16 protein-coding genes are annotated in these 15454 nt (G+C 63.3%); 7 read left to right on the top strand and 9 right to left on the bottom strand.

The window, feature by feature from the left end; all coding sequences use genetic code 11:
* Positions 1-30 precede the first annotated feature (30 nt).
* The 3 genes from FZZ93_RS12505 to lhpI form a co-directional block, all read right to left on the bottom strand.
* Entirely contained in the window at positions 31-1299 is a 1269-nt protein-coding gene (locus FZZ93_RS12505; RefSeq protein WP_149322654.1) for an FAD-binding oxidoreductase, read from the bottom strand.
* Positions 1296-2753 (bottom strand): Na+/H+ antiporter NhaC, encoded by a 1458-nt coding sequence (nhaC, locus tag FZZ93_RS12500; protein ID WP_149322653.1) that lies wholly within the window; start codon positions 2751-2753, stop codon positions 1296-1298. The genes FZZ93_RS12505 and nhaC overlap by 4 nt, the downstream gene beginning before the upstream one ends.
* A 75-nt stretch (positions 2754-2828) precedes the next feature.
* Positions 2829-3791 carry a bifunctional Delta(1)-pyrroline-2-carboxylate/Delta(1)-piperideine-2-carboxylate reductase gene (gene lhpI, locus FZZ93_RS12495; protein ID WP_149322652.1) on the bottom strand — a complete coding sequence of 321 codons (963 nt, stop codon included), beginning with the start codon at positions 3789-3791 and terminating at the stop codon, positions 2829-2831.
* A 120-nt stretch (positions 3792-3911) separates the two neighbouring features.
* Between lhpI and FZZ93_RS12490 the strand changes: the two genes are divergently transcribed.
* From FZZ93_RS12490 to FZZ93_RS12470, 4 genes are all read left to right on the top strand, one after another.
* On the top strand, positions 3912-4697 hold the full coding sequence (locus FZZ93_RS12490; RefSeq protein WP_149322651.1) for a helix-turn-helix domain-containing protein: 786 nt from the start codon (positions 3912-3914) through the stop codon (positions 4695-4697).
* A gap of 234 nt (positions 4698-4931) precedes the next feature.
* Positions 4932-5138: a ParD-like family protein gene (locus tag FZZ93_RS12485; RefSeq protein ID WP_149322650.1), complete on the top strand. Its 207-nt coding sequence runs from the start codon at positions 4932-4934 to the stop codon at positions 5136-5138.
* On the top strand, positions 5131-5916 hold the full coding sequence (map, locus tag FZZ93_RS12480) for a type I methionyl aminopeptidase (RefSeq protein WP_149322649.1): 786 nt from the start codon (positions 5131-5133) through the stop codon (positions 5914-5916). Before FZZ93_RS12485 ends, map begins: the two co-directional genes overlap by 8 nt.
* Before the next feature lie 380 nt (positions 5917-6296).
* A complete protein-coding gene (locus FZZ93_RS12470; RefSeq protein WP_149322648.1) occupies positions 6297-7514 on the top strand; it encodes a multidrug effflux MFS transporter in 1218 nt (405 codons plus the stop codon).
* A 13-nt stretch (positions 7515-7527) separates the two neighbouring features.
* Here the strand turns inward: FZZ93_RS12470 and FZZ93_RS12465 are convergent, their stop codons facing one another.
* Both FZZ93_RS12465 and FZZ93_RS12460 read right to left on the bottom strand, forming a co-directional pair.
* Positions 7528-8397 carry a PhzF family phenazine biosynthesis protein gene (locus FZZ93_RS12465; RefSeq protein ID WP_149322647.1) on the bottom strand — a complete coding sequence of 290 codons (870 nt, stop codon included), beginning with the start codon at positions 8395-8397 and terminating at the stop codon, positions 7528-7530.
* Positions 8398-8510: 113 nt separating this feature from the next.
* Entirely contained in the window at positions 8511-8678 is a 168-nt protein-coding gene (locus tag FZZ93_RS12460; protein ID WP_149322646.1) for a DUF1127 domain-containing protein, read from the bottom strand.
* Positions 8679-8845: 167 nt separating this feature from the next.
* Between FZZ93_RS12460 and FZZ93_RS12455 the strand changes: the two genes are divergently transcribed.
* The 3 genes from FZZ93_RS12455 (at position 8846) to FZZ93_RS12445 (ending at position 12141) form a co-directional block, all read left to right on the top strand.
* Positions 8846-10297: an aminotransferase-like domain-containing protein gene (locus FZZ93_RS12455; protein WP_149322645.1), complete on the top strand. Its 1452-nt coding sequence runs from the start codon at positions 8846-8848 to the stop codon at positions 10295-10297.
* 43 nt (positions 10298-10340) lie between these two features.
* The gene (gene pyrB / locus FZZ93_RS12450) at positions 10341-11369 is read left to right on the top strand and encodes an aspartate carbamoyltransferase (protein ID WP_149322644.1); all 1029 of its coding nucleotides are present in this window, start codon (positions 10341-10343) and stop codon (positions 11367-11369) included.
* Between the two features lie 127 nt (positions 11370-11496).
* A complete protein-coding gene (locus FZZ93_RS12445) occupies positions 11497-12141 on the top strand; it encodes a hypothetical protein (RefSeq protein WP_149322643.1) in 645 nt (214 codons plus the stop codon).
* Here FZZ93_RS12445 and ruvX read toward each other — a convergent pair.
* From ruvX to FZZ93_RS12425, 4 genes are all read right to left on the bottom strand, one after another.
* Positions 12138-12572, bottom strand: coding sequence for a Holliday junction resolvase RuvX (gene ruvX, locus FZZ93_RS12440; RefSeq protein ID WP_407650276.1), 435 nt, complete (start codon positions 12570-12572; stop codon positions 12138-12140). The two genes, FZZ93_RS12445 and ruvX, sit on opposite strands and share 4 nt — an antisense overlap.
* A 56-nt stretch (positions 12573-12628) precedes the next feature.
* The gene (locus tag FZZ93_RS12435; RefSeq protein WP_149322641.1) at positions 12629-13186 is read right to left on the bottom strand and encodes a YqgE/AlgH family protein; all 558 of its coding nucleotides are present in this window, start codon (positions 13184-13186) and stop codon (positions 12629-12631) included.
* Between the two features lie 181 nt (positions 13187-13367).
* Positions 13368-14327, bottom strand: a complete 960-nt coding sequence (gene gshB / locus FZZ93_RS12430) for a glutathione synthase (protein WP_149322640.1) — start codon at positions 14325-14327, stop codon at positions 13368-13370.
* A 204-nt stretch (positions 14328-14531) separates the two neighbouring features.
* Positions 14532-15272 carry a CvfB family protein gene (locus FZZ93_RS12425; protein WP_407650277.1) on the bottom strand — a complete coding sequence of 247 codons (741 nt, stop codon included), beginning with the start codon at positions 15270-15272 and terminating at the stop codon, positions 14532-14534.
* Positions 15273-15454 lie beyond the last annotated feature (182 nt).

The raw sequence follows: 15454 nt of genomic DNA, 5'->3' as shown, positions 1-15454 counted from the left end.
ACGGCTCTTCGAGAAAGTCGGTACGCTTCACTACGAGCCATTCATGAACCTCGTGATGCGATACGGGGAGAGGTCGATCGCAGGGGCTCTCTCACCTACCAAGGCGCCCATGAGCTCCGCCGTGATTGCCGCCTGGGTCAAACCAAGATGCTGATGGCCAAAGGCGAAAAATATCTGGGAGTGATCCGGGTGGCGGTCGATCACCGGCAGGGAGTCGGGCAGCGTCGGACGAAAGCCCATCCACTCCTCGGCACCATCATCGAGGTTAGCGGAGTCGCATAGCAGCGCCTGGACATGATGGCGCAGCGAAGCGTAGCGCCGCGCCCGCGGCGGCAGCGTCAAGCCTCCAAGTTCGGTGAAACCGACCACCCGCAGGCCACAACTCATCGGCGTCATCACGCAGTGACGCTCCGCCGAGCCTACCGGCTGGCACAGCGCCTCCCCGCGCGTAGGCAATGTGAGGTGGTAGCCGCGCTCGGTCTCCAGCGGCACTTCGAGGCCCAGGCTCTCGGCCAGGTAGTGGCTCCAGGCGCCCGCCGCGACCACTGCCCGGTCCACGTCCCGCTGGCCCGCATCGGTATGCAACCGTACGCCTTCGTCACGGGGTTCCAGCCGGGAGACGCTCGTCCAGCACAGCCCACCTCCACGGGCCTCGAATACCTCCGCCAGACGTCGTACCAGGGCGTGGGGGTCGCGCACTTGGTGGGCGCCGGGAAAGTAGAGTCCGTGGCTGAGCTTACCGGCGAGCCCCGGTTCGCGTGCGCGAATCTCGGCCGCTTCGAGCCATTCCACCTCGTATCCCCAACGCTGCAGATGTTCCATCTGCGCCTTGGCCGCAACCCGACCTCGGGTGGACTCCCAGACCAGGAGATATCCCGATGCCAGCAATTCTTCCTCCGCCCCGATCTCGGCCAGGCAGCGCTTCCAGGCAGCCACCGACACTCCGTTCAAGGCCGCCAGTGCCTGGCGCCCTTTGGTGGCCCGGGCGGGACGGGCGGCCGCGATAAAACGTCCCAACCAGGACACAAGTCGCGGCAAATAGCGAAGCGGCAAGGCCAGGGCTCCGTGGGGATCAAGCCACAAGCGTGGCGCCTTTCTCAGGGTAGCCAGCGTCGACAATGGATCGATCAGTTCGGTGGCCAGAAAACCGGCATTACCGTAGGAGGCACCTTCACCTGGCCCACGAGGGTCCAGCACGCTGACCGTATGCCCCTGGCGCTGCAGGGCCAGGGCAATGGTCATCCCCACCACGCCGCCACCAATCACCGCAATCCGACTCGGGGAAGTGGCCTGATTCATGCCTGGTCCTCCGCCACACCCGTCTCAGTTGGAACCTCGGATTCGGCCCGTCGGGAGAACCAGCCGAGCTGGGCGTAGAGGATGCCGATAAGGGGAGACAACCAGCAGGCGAAGGCCAAGGGAATATACAGCAGCTGACTGAAGTCACCGGCGGTCACGGTCAGCCCCAGGGCTCCCATCACGAAGGCACCTCCCGCATTCCACGGCACCAACGGCGAAACTAGGGTACCGCCCTCCTCGACGGCCCGGGCCAAATTCAGTCTCGAATAGCCGATCTGATCGTAGGCTGGCTTGTACATGCGCCCCGGCAAGGCAATGGAAAGGTACACATCGCCAGATACCAAGTTGGTCGCCATAGAAGTCATGATGGCACTGGTCTGTAACCCGCGGAAGCTCTTTAGCCTTGCCATGATGGTGTTGACGATGGCTTCCAGGCAGCGGGTACGTTCCAGGGCGCCACCATAGGCCAAAGCGAACATCATCAACGTCACCACCCAGGTCATCGAGGTGACTCCACCGCGGTTGAGCAGGTTGCCCAGCGCCTCGTTGTCGGTGGCGATAGAATAGCCGCTGTGGGCGAAGGTCAGAGCATCGTGAATGGATGCCCCTTGGGTCAGGATGGCGACACCGCCACCCAGCATCACGCCGATGAACAGTGCCGGGATCGGTGCCACCTTGAAGAAGGCCAGGCCGATGACCACCACCAGCGGCAGCAGTTGCCAAATGCCCATCTCGAAATTGTTAGCCAATCCCTGCTTGATGACATTGATGCGCTCGAGGGAATGTCCCACACCGGCTTCCGCACCGCCGACAAACCAGTAGATTGCCAGGGCAATCAGCATGGCAGGGACGGTGGTCGGCATCATGTAACGGATATGGTCGAAAATATTGGTCTCGGTGACCGCTGGCGTCAGGTTGGTGGTATCGGACAGGGGCGAGATCTTGTCGCCGAAGAAGGCTCCCGAGACGACGGCACCGGCAGTCCAGTAGATGGGCACGCCGAAAGCATCCCCGATGCCGACCAATGCCAGGCCTACGGTACCGACGGTGGTCCAGGAAGAGCCGATGGACAGTGAGACCATCGTGCATAGCAACATGGCGGCCGCCAGGAACCAGCTTGGGTCGATCAATTCGAGGCCCAGATAGATCAGCATTGGCACGGTGCCACTGGCGATCCAGGTGCCCACCAGCATGCCGACGATGATCAACGTGGCAATGGAAGGCATCGCTACGTGAAGTACCTTGAAGGCACCGGCTTCGATGTCCTTCCAGCGATACCCCTGCAGCCACCCGACCACGGCGGTGATCCCGAAGCCAATAGCGAGCGGGATATGCGGAGTGAAGTCATCATAGTAGAAGATTTGTACGCCGAGTAACGCGATGGTCAGCACGATGGGGATCAATGCCAGCGGTAGACTCGGCACGGGAATGTCAGGAGTCGAATAGTCTTTCATGCCTTTATGGCCTCCTGGGTGGGTGTTGCCCACCCTGTTGTCGTTGTGTCAGGAGTTCGGGAAACTTGCCTCTGCTCAGGACTGTTCTCTACAGCGCTCATAGGCCAGGATGGCCGCCGCCAGGTCTTCCACCGAGGCACCCACCGACTTGAACACCGTGATGGCCTGTTCGGGATCCTGGAGTGAACTGCGACCGGCATGGCGCTTGCTGCACAGGTCAGGGAAGTCGGCCAGGATGTCGGACTCATGGATGACACCAGCCGTCAGAGGATCGATCAGGTCGCCGGTTTCACTCGTGGCCCCCTCACGGGTATCGACGAAGATCGCACTACGACGCATCACCTCATCATCGGCCTCGCGCATGAAGGGGGTGAAGCTACCGACCAGGTCCAGGTGCGTACCAGGCGACAGCCACTCACCACGGATCAGGGGTTCGCGACTCAAAGTGGCACAGCTGATGATGTCGGCTCGACCAGCAGCCTCGGCCAAGCTCTTTTCCGGCACCGCCTCGGCATCGATCCCCTCAGCCTGGAGTTCATTCGCCAGGTCGCGAGCCGAAGCCTCACGAATATCCCAGATACGTACTCGTTGGATCGGCCGCATGGCTTGGTGCGCAGGAATGAGACGACGGGCCATGCGCCCGGCACCGACCATCAGTAGCTCGCATGCGCCCTCGCGGGCCAGGTAACGGGCCGCCAGAGCGGAAGCAGCCGCCGTGCGGCGGGCGGTCAGCTCATTGGCCTCGAACTGTGCCAAGTGATGGCCGGTACGCGCGCAGCTCAGCAGGTAGTGACCTGTGAGTCCGGGTAGCCCCCGGGTACTGTTGCCAGGGAAAACATTGACCTGTTTGACGCCAAGGTATTTGCCTTCGATCCAGGCCGGCATCAGCAGCAGAGTGGCGTCCGGATCACCAGGCACCTGTAGGTGATGGTGGTGACGTACCGGGGAGTGAACGGTTCGGGTGAAGACGTCATCCAGTGCTTCCACGAGGGCAGACCAGGGCAGCGCCTGGCTCACTTGCTCGGCATTCAGAAACATGTCAACCTCATTTGGAGTTGGCCAGCAACCAGTTTATGAGGCCTAACGGCAGGTTTTTTGGCCCAGGTTCCGAAAGCGTTGTCCCAGGCTCCGCAATCGCCACTCGCCCGGAACATTCCCATGCAGCAGACCCAAGCTCGATGCAATCCAATTGCCCGCACATCTGGCGAACATTGTCATGATACGGCCCAGTTGATGTTGGGCTGGCAGGGAGCCATGGATTACGAATTCACCCGTGGTGGAGGGAGGCTGGTTCTGGGTGAAGCCGCTGTTCTACCAGCCGGCGAGCCGCATTCCTATCTGGGACGGCAGGAAGAGTGCGAGGTCTTCGTGATTGACCTCGATACAGCCGATCCCTGCCTGAGATCCTTGGAACAAAGCTGTGCGTTGGATCTTCGCGAATCCCTGTTTGCCGAGCCTCGTACACTCAGTTTGCCACCGACACTGCTACCCATGGTGGAATTCGCCGCCGCCCAAGTGAAATCGATCAGCGACGAATCTCGAATTCGCCTGATCAATCATCAATTGGCCATGTTGTTTGTGGGGCAATTCAGTCAACTCATAGGGGATGTTGACGCGACGCCCATACCACATCAGCGACTCTCTGCCGAAGCCATGGATCAATTTATCGACCAGCATCTCGAGTCTCCTCCCAATAATGCGGAGTTGGCAGACGCCATGCACCTCGGTCAAAGCCAGCTCCACTTGCTATGCCAGCGATTGTTCGGCATGTCGCCCCAGCAATATGTCATGCACCGGCGACTTCTGTGGGCAAAATACTGGCTTCGCCAGACCAAACGCCCCATCGGCGTCATCGCCATGGATTTGGGATTTGCAGATGTCTCGAGCTTCTCGCGAGCCTTTCGACGGCGCACAGGTTACTCACCAAGGAAAGAGCGCAGCTAACTCAAACCACTTAATGGGAGGGTCGAGCTAGGCTCTGCCTCGCCTGGTGTCTGACAGCCGCCGGCGCTACCGATCGCCAGGACTAAGCCGCGCAAGTCGCGCTATTCACTCCCGACGGCAAACCGTTCCGCCCCACCGCGCCCGGCGCCGCTCCCTGACTGACCCACTACTGAGCTTGCGATTTCCCCAACCGAAATATACGATATGTATACATATCGTATATTAGGTATACCTATGGGAATCGTGAAGATCAGCGATGTCTTGCATGATGAGATTCGCAAGGCCAGCGGCCCCATGCTGCGCTCTATCAATGCCCAGGCCGAGTATTGGATCAAAATCGGCATGCTCGCCGAGGCCAATCCCCAGATGACCTTCCACGATCTTCTGAAGGAGCAAATGAAGCAGGCCGCAGTAAACACAAGGCAGGTCATCCATGAGTGAGGTTGTGATCAAGGGGCCCGACGAACTCGCATTGATGCGCCGATCAGGCCAATTACTCGCTTCGGTTTTCGCCTACCTCGACACCCGGATCGAGGTAGGCATGTCAACGATGCAGATCAACGACCTGGCGGAAGCGTTCATCACTCATACCCTGCAGGCGCACCCTGCCAGCAAAGGGCAATACGGATTCCCCTTCGTCCTCAACACTTCCCTGAATCAGGTCGTCTGCCATGGTGTGCCATCGCCAAAGCAACGCCTCAAGTCCGGTGATATCGTCAATGTCGACATTACCCTGGAAAAGCATGGCTATATCACCGACTCCAGCAAGATGTACCTGATTGGCGCCGTGTCACCAGCAGCCAGGCGCTTGGTGGACAAGACCTACGAGGCCATGTGGCAGGGCATTCGCATGGTGAAGCCAGGGGCGACTCTCGGCGATGTGGGACATGCGATCCAGCGGCATGCCAGTGCCAATGGCTATTCGGTAGTTCGCGACTACTGCGGGCACGGTATCGGTCAGGAGATGCATGAGCCTCCCGAGGTACTGCATTACGGTCGCCCTGGGCAGGGCCTGGTACTGCAAGAAGGCATGACCTTCACTATCGAACCGATGATCAATCAAGGTAAGGCCAAGGTGAAGTCGAAGCGCGATGGATGGACCGTGGTGACTAGTGACAAGCAGCTTTCCGCCCAGTGGGAGCACACTATCGCGGTGACGGCAGATGGCTATGAAGTCCTCACCCTGCGCGAGGATGAATGTCCCCATCACGCATCCTAGAGATGATCTCGCTTAGAGGGTGTTTACAAAAGTCACGAGCGACGGCCAGACCAGGTGGAATTCGGCGCATCACAGAACCAGCCGCAGACGCTTGAACGCTGCGAATGCGACCTTTCGGCCTACCCGCGGATCCGGCGCATCACCGAGAACGCCCGCGCCCTGGATGCCTTCCGGCTCGCTGCCCCGGCGAGCAGCCAGATGCAAACTGAGTTATAATGAGCGGTCTAAGCAATCTCGTCACCAGCGCCATGCCCAGGCGATCACGCTGACGAGTCTGGAACAGCTCGATCCATCAGGCGCCGCAGACGACAGGCGGGTACGGCACAGGCCGGCCCGCCTGTCGCGTCCCTGACGATCATCACTCATCCATGGAGCAGCACGTGCTGAGGCTGACCTCGACCGCGACCATAGCGCTACTGGCCACCCTGACCGCACTGGGCCCCTTGGCCACCGACATGTACCTGCCCGCCATGCCCAGCATGGCCGAGGCGCTGTCGACCGGACCCGACGAGATACAGCTGACGCTGAGCCTCTACATGGCCGGCTTCGCCCTGGCCCAGCTGTTCTGTGGCCCGATCTCCGACCGTTTCGGGCGCCGGCCGGTGATGATCGCGGGATTCGCCCTGTTCCTGTTCGCCAGCCTGTTGTGCATGCTGGCCAGCAATATCGAAACCCTGCTCGTCGGCCGCTTCCTGCAGGCATTCGGGGGCGCCACCGGGCCGGTACTGGCCCGCGCCGCGGTACGCGACATCTTCGGCCCCATCGAGGCCAGCCGAGTGCTCTCCTACATGGCCAGCACCATGGCGCTGGCACCGGCATTGGCGCCGGTCATCGGTGCCGGCCTACTGCTGTTCTTCGGCTGGCAGGCCATCTTCACGCTGCTGGCGCTGTACGCCGTGGCCATGCTGCTGTTGCTGGTGTTCGCGATGCCCGAACCACTCCCCATCGAGCGGCGCCAGTCGATCCAGCCCAGCGTGATCCTGGCCAACTTCCGCATGCTGCTGACCCAACGCACCTTCATCGGCTATACCCTGACCAATGCCACCGGGTTTGCCGGCCTGTTCGCCTTTCTCTCCGGCTCGTCCTTCGTGCTGATCGACTTCATGGGGTTGACGCCCTTTCAGTACGGCATCGGCTTCATGCTGATCGTCGCGGGCTTCTTCGTCGGGTCATTGGTCAGCGGCCGCTACAGTCATCGCCTGGGACGCGACCGCCTGCTGCAATACGCCACCCTGATGTGCGCCCTGGCCGGTACCGCCATGGCCAGCCTGGCCTTCGCCGGTGTCTACGCCGCCTGGGCAGTGATCGGCCCGCACATCCTGTTTCTCGTCGGCTTCGGCATCCTGATGCCCCAGAGCATGGCGGGAGCCCTCGCTCCCAACCCGCAATGCGCCGGCTCGGCCTCCTCGCTGTTCGGCTTTCTGCAGATGACCGTGGCAGCACTGATCGGCGCCCTTGTCGGCCAGTTCCATGACGGCACCTCCCACGCCATGGCTCTGACGATCGGCCTGGCCGGCGTGCTCTCGATGGCCAGCTTCTGGTGCCTGGCCCGGCCCGCCTCCCGGCAGGCCGAAGCCCGCCCCTCACTGGCGAAGTGAGGAAACCGCCGACTCAGTCCCGGGGGTAGAAGGCACCCTCACCGACGAGGCAGGCTTGCCCGGCGACCTCGACCCAGACCTGTTCGCCGTCGCGTCGGGCCCGGGCGATAATCTCGCTGGGGCGCCCCATGTCCACCCCCTGGCGAATGCGCCACTGGCGGTCGTCGAGCCGATCCCGGGTGCCCAGGTAGCCGGCCAGCGCCGATGCCGCGCTGCCGGTGGCCGGGTCTTCCTTCAAGCCGGCGAACTCGCGAATGAAGGTGCGTGTTGCCAGGGATTCACCTTTCTCCACATACAGATAGACCTGGTCGACCCCGCTGGGCGAGACATGCAGCGTCCACTGCCCGATGTCCGGCACCACCTTTGCCAGCGAGGCTTCACTATCCAGTGGAATGAGGTGGAACGGCAACCCGCAGGAGGCCTGGACCGGGTCGCCGGCGATCGCCGACGCTTCGAGGCCAAGCAACGTGGCAGCAGCGGCGCATCCCAGCGAACTCGCGCCGACCTCGGCCGGCACGGCAGTGGTGAAGCGCGCCCGCTCCCCCTCGAAACGTACCTCCAGAGGTCCCACCGGCGCCCTCAGTGTCAACGGCTGCGTGGTATCCACCAACCCCTGGGCAGCCAGCAGGTGTGCCGTACCTATGGTCGGATGGCCTGCGAACGGCAGTTCGCGACTCGGCGTGAAGATACGTATCGGAAAGTCGTTCTCTGCCTGCCGCGCCCCCACGAAGACCGTTTCCGCCAGGTTGAGCTCGTTGGCGAACGCCTGCATGTCCGAAGCCTCCATGCCCTCGGCATCGAGGAACACGGCCAGCGGATTGCCCGCCAGTGGTGTATCGGTGAACACATCCAGCAGGTAGTAACGCGAGAGTGGACTGGGCATGAAACCTCCTGTATCGAATTGTCGTGTTTCCCTCGAAGCCACCACCTCGGCCCCCCGGACCTTACAGCATAGGGGGTTTCAGCATAGAGGCCATGGCGCGACTCTGCCGATGTTCAACGTCGCCAGAACGGCTTGCGAGCTTCGCGTTCGGCCCGGGCCGCACTGATGCCGACATCGTCGAGAAGCCGCGCATCGAGGTCACCCAGCCGACGCCGAGTGTGATGACGCTGCCACTGGCGCTGCCAGGCCAGCCTCCAGTTCGCCAAACGAACATGCATCATGGCCGAACTCCTGTCGTTGCCCTTCGAGGGTGTCTCGACAGGTTAGGCTCGACATCATGAGCGATACAGATTCAGAATCACTCTTTATATAGGGTACAGTTGTATTGTCACTCCACCTGTACCGAGCGCTTTTCGCACATCTGTACCGCTTCTACCAGGGCTTCGCGATGACAGCCTCGACACGCTACGACGATATCGCCGACCTTCTCGCCCGCCGTATCGCTCAGGGCACCTATACGGTCGGTGACCGACTCCCTTCGATTCGCGAGTTGTGTCGCGAACAGGGCATCAGTGTCACCACCGCGCAGAGCGCCTATGCGCGACTGGAGGAAATGGGACTTGCCGCCGCACGCCCCCGCTCCGGTCATTATGTGTTGCCGCGCCCCCGGCCCCGGGACCTGCCGACGGTATCCCGTCCCGCCCAGCGGCCTCTCGAGGTCGCACAATGGGATCAGGTACTGGCCATGGTCGGCTCGGCGCCGAGTGCCGATCAGCCGCGTCGCCTGGGGGCCGGAACGCCCGCCCTGGACGCCGCGACCCTCAAACCGCTCGGCCGTCTGCTATCCGGTCTGCACCGTGATCCGGACCCTCGCGATCTCGGCTACGACAGCCTGGCCGGCCACCCACCACTGCGTCAGCAGGTGGCGCGCCTGGCCACGACATCCGGCTGCCTGCTGCATCCCGATGACGTGGTCATCACCACCGGCTGCCAGGAAGCCCTGGCCATCGCGCTGCGCATGCTCGCCGCCCCCGGCGACGTGGTGGCCGTGGACTCGCCCAGCTTCTACGGCGCCATGCAGATTCTCGAGGCGCACGGCCTCAAGGTGATGGAGATCCCCACCGACCCGCGCCGCGGCATCAGCCTCGAGGCACTGGAGCTGGCGCTGGATCAGTGGCCGATCCGGGCCATCCAGGTCACGCCGACCTGCAACAACCCGCTCGGCTACACCATGCCCGAATCACGCAAGCGTGAGCTGGTCAAGCTGGCCCGACGCTACGATGTGGCGATCATCGAGGACGATATCTATGGTGACCTGGCCTTCGAGTCGCCCCGCCCCAAGGCCATCAAGGCCTTCGACGACGAGGGACGGGTGCTGCTGTGCAGCGGCGTATCGAAAAGCCTGATGCCGGGCCTGCGGGTCGGCTGGATCGCACCGGGGCGATACCGCGACCGCGCCCTGCACGAGAAATACGTCTCCACCGGCGCCTCGGCGACCCAGCCCCAGCGCGCCGTCGCCGCCTTCATCGAAAAGGGGCATTACCAGCGCCACCTTCGCGAGATCGCCCGCCGCTACCAGCGCCAGCGCGACATCATGACCGACTGGGTCGGCGAGAGCTTCCCTGATGGCACCCGCATCAGCCAACCCCGGGGAGGCTTCCTGCTGTGGGTGGAGCTTCCCGGCCCCATCGACACTCCCCGGCTCAATGAACGACTCGCTGCCGAACGCCTGCACGTGGCACCGGGGCCGATGTTCTCCGCCTCGGGCAAGTATCGCCACTGCCTGCGGCTCAACTACGCCGAGCGCCCCACCGCCTCGCTCGAAGCCGCTATCCGCCGCGTCGGCGAACTCGCCGGGGAAATGCGGGAATACCAAGACAGTGAAGCGACCCTGCCGTGACGTTACACTAGGCTCGCCATCTCAACCGCCAGCCGAGGCCCGTATGAGCTCCCATCTGCTTTCCGTTGATTCCCTGTCACGCGATGATGTGGATCACCTGATTCGTGTCGCCGCCCGTATGGAACCGGTCGCCCAGCGGCGCAAGGTCACAAGAGTGTTGGAAGGCGCGGTCCTCGGCAATCTGTTCTTCGAGGCCAGCACCCGCACCCGAGTCAGCTTCCACGCGGCCTTCTGCCGGCTGGGCGGCAGCGTTTGCGACACCACCGGCTTCACCTTCTCCTCCATGGCCAAGGGAGAGTCGCTCTACGACACCAGCCGGGTGATGAGCGGCTACTGCGACGCCATCGTGATGCGCCACCCGGAGCAAGGCTCGGTGGCCGAATTCGCCCAGGCCACCAATGTGCCGGTGATCAACGGCGGCGACGGCCCTGGCGAGCATCCCAGTCAGGCGCTGCTCGACATCTACACCATCGACAAGGAATTCGCCCGGCGCGGCAAGCAGCTGGCCGGCGCCCATATCCTGCTCACCGGTGACCTCAAGTTCGGCCGCACCGTGCATTCGCTGATCAAGCTGCTGTCGCTCTACGCACCGATGCGGATCACGCTGGTCTCGCCGCCGGGGCTGGAAATGCCGCAGCACCTGGTCGAGCTGGTCGCCTCGCGCGGCCACCGCGTCGAGACCCGCGAGCATCTGGCCGCCGACTTCTCGGACGTCGACGTGGTCTACACCACGCGCATCCAGAAGGAGCGTTTCACCGCCGAGATGAGCGAGGGCTTCAGCCTCTCGCGGGACTACACCGTGGACAAGGCGTTCATGGACCAGCGCGTCAACGACCATGCCATCGTCATGCACCCGCTACCGCGCGACAGTCGCCCCGAGGCCAACGACCTGGACGTGGACCTCAACGGCGATCCTCGGCTGGCGATCTTCCGCCAGACCGACAACGGCATCCCCATGCGCATGGCGATCTTCGCGACCCTTCTCCAGGTCGAGGACCTGATCGAGAAGGACCTGCGCGACGTGTCCTGGTTCGTGCCGAAGACCGTCGGCGTGGACGACGTCGAGCGCTGAAGGACCGCTGACTGACAGGGGAGGCCTGATCGGCGAGTTTCGCCTAAGCTGGCAGGAAGGCCGCCGACATGAGTCGGCGGCCTGCACGGATTCAACGCGACAACCTGCGACAAGGAGAGGCGAGCCGATGAACCTGCAACGCGCCTATATCCTGCTGGCGATCTTCTATACTGCGCTACTCACCGTGGGCGTGATAGCCGTCGTGATGGGCGGCGGCACGACATTCTCGCTGGTCCAGCTAGCCATCGGCGTCGTGGCCGTCGCCGGACTCTGGGGCTACTTCCTCGGTCGCCAGGTCATGAGCTGGCGCACCTGGCGTCCTTTCGCCGGCCTGCTCGCCCTCAGCATCGTGGCGAACCTCTGGCTGCTGTTCACGACCTCTCCCTCTAGCGCTGAACTCACCTGGCTACTGGCCAACATCATCTTCACCGCACTGCCAACCCTGCTGCTGTTCCGCTACGGCAATCGCGACCAGGACATCTGGGCAACCCCAGGCGAGCTCGAAGGCGGTCAGACATTGAGCGAGCTGCTCGAGCGACAAGGCGAGCTGAAGGTGGAAAAGCGCGACACCACGCGCCCCGCCACCGTCAATGTCCGCCTGGAGGGCGAGCGCTATCGCGCCAGCGTGATTCGTGGCCAGGGCGACGAAGAAGAGCATTTCGAAGAGCGCTTCCAGCGCCCCTCGACCCTCGCCTTCTTCATCGAGAAGTTCACCTGCATTGAGGTGGGGGATTTCGTGGCCAAGTATCGTGGCGGGTCGGATCCGGCCTAGCGCGGCAGCCCCTCTCGGTCGGCCAGCCAACCTTCAAGGATCAGCACGGCCGCCAGGCCATCGACGCCGTCGTCACGGTAATTGCCACGATGCCCGGCGTCGCGGGCAATCGCCTTGGCCTCACGGGTCGAGCCACGCTCATCGGCCATCTCGAAGGGAATGCCGTAACGACCGAACAAGCGCTTGCCAAACTTGCGCGCCCGGGTGCTCATGTCGCTCTCGGTGCCATCCATGTTGAGCGGCAGGCCAACCACGAAAAGATCCGGCCTCCACTCATCGACCAGCCGGGCGACCCGCGTCCAGTCGGGAATGCCGTCGCGCGCCGGCAGCGGGTCCAGTGGCCTGGCGCTGCGCGTCAGCTCGTTACCCACCGCCACGCCGATGCGCCGGGTACCGAAATCGAAGCCCAGGATCAGGCGCTGGCTACTCATCGGCACCCTTCCCCATCGACATGTCTACCCCGCGAGCGCAGGCCGTTCCGTGCATATCAGCTATGCCCCGCCTCGCGGGTCATCAGGTTGAGGTCGACGCCAAGAATGCCGGCGCTGGCGCCGAGACGCTGCTCGGGCTCCACCTCGAAGAGAATATCGGCCCGACCTTCCACGGTGAGCCAGGCATTGTCCTTGAGTTCGGACTCGAGCTGACCGGACTCCCAGCCCGCACAGCCAAGGCAGACCAGAAAACGTTCCGGGCCACGGCCCGCGGCCAAGGCCTGCAGGATATCCATGGAGGTGGTCAGGGCGATGTCATCGGCCACCTGAAGACTCGAATCCCAGTCCTCGCTGCCCCCTTCGTGCAGGATGAAACCACGATCCTTGTGCGTCGGCCCACCATAATAGACGGGCACATTGCGATGCGGGCTATCGCCCCCCTCGAGTTCGAGCTGCTCAAAGAGCGCATCGAGGGTCAGCTCCAGTGGCCGGTTGACGATCACCCCCATGGTGCCTTTTTCGTCGTAATCACATAGATAGCTCAGCGTGCCGGCGAAATTGGGATCTTCCAGGTGCGGCATTGCCATCAGGAAGTGGTTTTTCAAACTTTGCATGGGACTCCCCGGCGGACCTAGTGAACGCCGTAATGTTTACCTTCGCCGAAGCGCCAGGCGCGCATGAATAACGACTCGCCGCTTGCCCATGCCCCCATCGAAGGGCCGGCAGGGCACGGCATTTTGAATGGTTCCAGCGCAGCCTGGCCGAGTTCGGCATTTCACGCCGATTGTACCACCCCTACCCGGCGAGACGCCGAGAGATAGCGTCCATCAAGGAGCTGGCGATATCGGTGCCGCGCTGATCATCGATCTCGCGCACGCAGGTCGGGCTGGTCACGTTAATTTCGGTGATGTAGTCGCCGATGACGTCGAGGCCGACGAACATCAGCCCCTTTTCGCGGATCACCGGCTGCACCTGCTCGACCAGCCAGCGGTCCCTGTCGGTGAGCTCGCGGCTGACACCCCGGCCACCGGCGGCCAGGTTGCCTCGCGTCTCGCCGGCCATGGGCACTCGGGCCAGGCCATAGGGTACCGGCTCGCCCTCCACCAGGAGGATGCGGGTGTCACCGTCCTTGATCTCCGGCAGGTAGCGCTGGACCATGGCCTGGCGAGCGCCCCGCTCGGTCAGCGTCTCGATCACCGCTCCGAGGTTGCGGCCTTCGGGGCCGACGTGGAAGATCCCGCTGCCACCCATGCCGTCCAGGGGCTTGAGGATAACGTCGCCATGTTCGGCGTGGAAAGCGCGGATCTCGGTATCGCGGCTGGACACCAGGGTCGGCGCGCAGCACTGAGGGAACTGCTGGGCGAACAGCTTCTCGTTGCACTCCAGCAGGGCGCGGGTCGGATTGACCACCAGCACACCCTCACGTTCGGCAAAGCCGAGCAGGTGCACGGCATCGAGGAAGCGACCGTCCACCGGCGGGTCCTTGCGCATCAGCACCACGTCCAGCTCGGCGAGCGGCGCGACCCGGGACTCGCCCAGCGCATACCAGTGCTCGGGATCGCGATACACTTCGAGTTCGCGCCAGCGGGCATGGGCCCGGCCATCGCGCAGGAACAGGTCTTCCTGCTCCATGTAGTGCAGCGACCAGCCGCGATCCTGGGCGGCCCAGAGCATCGCCAGGCTGGTGTCCTTCTTGTAGCTAAGATCGGCGATGGGATCCATCACCACGCCGACCTTGAGGGGACGATCGTTCATCGAATCGGGTTCCGGAGTCTAGGGTCAATACGGCCAGTATGCCGCATGGCCGGCAAGCGCACCAAGACGCTCGGGCTCAAGTAGTACGCAAAGCGCTGATCCGTCGGCAGGCCTTCAAGGAGGCGCTGTAAACCCATCCATGGGCGCTACATTTGCCATCCATGGCAAATGACCTCCTTTACGGCCTGCCCCCGGCGCGCTTCGCTACGAGGTGCCGTGAGAGTCCTGATTCCCGCCAGGCACCAGGCGGATACCCGTCGACTCCAGGCTGATGCGCTCTTGCTTGTAAAGCCGGCCGATGGCCTGCTTGAAGGCGCCCTTGCTGACCCCCAGCCGCGCCTTGATCTCGGCGGCCGAGCTCTTGTCACCCAACGGCAGATAACCGCCGCTCTCGCGCAACGCCTTGAGCACCGTCTCACCCACCGCATCGAGCCGCGCCGAGCCGGTCGGCAGCAGCGACAGGTCCAGACGACCATCATCGCGCACCCGTTTCACATGACCTTTCAGACGCTGACCACGGCGCAGTGGCCGCGTTACATCGTCATGGTAGAGCAGCCCCCAGAACCGGCCATCCACCGTCGCCTTGTAGCCCAGATCGGTCTGCTCGGCGATCACCAACGCCACGGAATCACCGGCGGAGAGCCCCTCGGCATGATCGTCGAGGTAGCGATCGAGCCGCTGGGAAGCGAACGGCCGGCCACGGTCGTCCTCGGCGATCATCACCAGCACCCGGCGGCCCACCGTGGGGCGAAAGCGCTGCTCACCAAAGGGCAGCAGGAGATCGTGGGCATGGCCCCAATCGAGGAAGGCCCCCGTCTCGTTGACTGTCACCACCGGCAGATAGGCCACATCGCCGACACTGGCCTTGGGCTCCCTGGCCCGGCGCATGGGCTCGCGACGGGAATGGCCAGCGCGGGAAGCGGAGCGATGGCGAGAGTCAGACATGGCAGACGTACCAAGCAGAGAAGTGTGGCGCCATTATGTCGTGAAGGGGCCAGCAGACAAAGCCGTCGGCCCGAGATATCACCATATCGGTCAGACAGAGAGCTTTCAGGCCTCGCGCTTGCCATCGACCAGGCGGCTGACACCGACCGGGTTGCCATCCTTGAGTGCCTCGGGCAGCAGGG

Source organism: Halomonas eurihalina, assembly GCF_008274785.1.
GTDB classification, from domain to species: domain Bacteria; phylum Pseudomonadota; class Gammaproteobacteria; order Pseudomonadales; family Halomonadaceae; genus Halomonas; species Halomonas eurihalina.
Note: the sequence above shows the minus strand (reverse complement) of the source record. Positions and strands in the feature narration are given on the sequence as shown.

Excerpts from the sequence above, each read along its gene's own strand:
- FZZ93_RS12505 (WP_149322654.1), bottom strand. The coding sequence starts at position 1,299 with ATGAATCAGGCCACTTCCCCGAGTCGGATTGCGGTGATTGGTGGCGGC.
- nhaC (WP_149322653.1), bottom strand. The coding sequence starts at position 2,753 with ATGAAAGACTATTCGACTCCTGACATTCCCGTGCCGAGTCTACCGCTG.
- lhpI (WP_149322652.1), bottom strand. The coding sequence starts at position 3,791 with ATGTTTCTGAATGCCGAGCAAGTGAGCCAGGCGCTGCCCTGGTCTGCC.
- FZZ93_RS12490 (WP_149322651.1), top strand. The coding sequence starts at position 3,912 with ATGCAGCAGACCCAAGCTCGATGCAATCCAATTGCCCGCACATCTGGC.
- FZZ93_RS12485 (WP_149322650.1), top strand. The coding sequence starts at position 4,932 with ATGGGAATCGTGAAGATCAGCGATGTCTTGCATGATGAGATTCGCAAG.
- map (WP_149322649.1), top strand. The coding sequence starts at position 5,131 with ATGAGTGAGGTTGTGATCAAGGGGCCCGACGAACTCGCATTGATGCGC.
- FZZ93_RS12465 (WP_149322647.1), bottom strand. The coding sequence starts at position 8,397 with ATGCCCAGTCCACTCTCGCGTTACTACCTGCTGGATGTGTTCACCGAT.
- FZZ93_RS12460 (WP_149322646.1), bottom strand. The coding sequence starts at position 8,678 with ATGATGCATGTTCGTTTGGCGAACTGGAGGCTGGCCTGGCAGCGCCAG.
- FZZ93_RS12455 (WP_149322645.1), top strand. The coding sequence starts at position 8,846 with ATGACAGCCTCGACACGCTACGACGATATCGCCGACCTTCTCGCCCGC.
- pyrB (WP_149322644.1), top strand. The coding sequence starts at position 10,341 with ATGAGCTCCCATCTGCTTTCCGTTGATTCCCTGTCACGCGATGATGTG.
- FZZ93_RS12445 (WP_149322643.1), top strand. The coding sequence starts at position 11,497 with ATGAACCTGCAACGCGCCTATATCCTGCTGGCGATCTTCTATACTGCG.
- ruvX (WP_407650276.1), bottom strand. The coding sequence starts at position 12,572 with ATGAGTAGCCAGCGCCTGATCCTGGGCTTCGATTTCGGTACCCGGCGC.
- FZZ93_RS12435 (WP_149322641.1), bottom strand. The coding sequence starts at position 13,186 with ATGCAAAGTTTGAAAAACCACTTCCTGATGGCAATGCCGCACCTGGAA.
- gshB (WP_149322640.1), bottom strand. The coding sequence starts at position 14,327 with ATGAACGATCGTCCCCTCAAGGTCGGCGTGGTGATGGATCCCATCGCC.
- FZZ93_RS12425 (WP_407650277.1), bottom strand. The coding sequence starts at position 15,272 with ATGTCTGACTCTCGCCATCGCTCCGCTTCCCGCGCTGGCCATTCCCGT.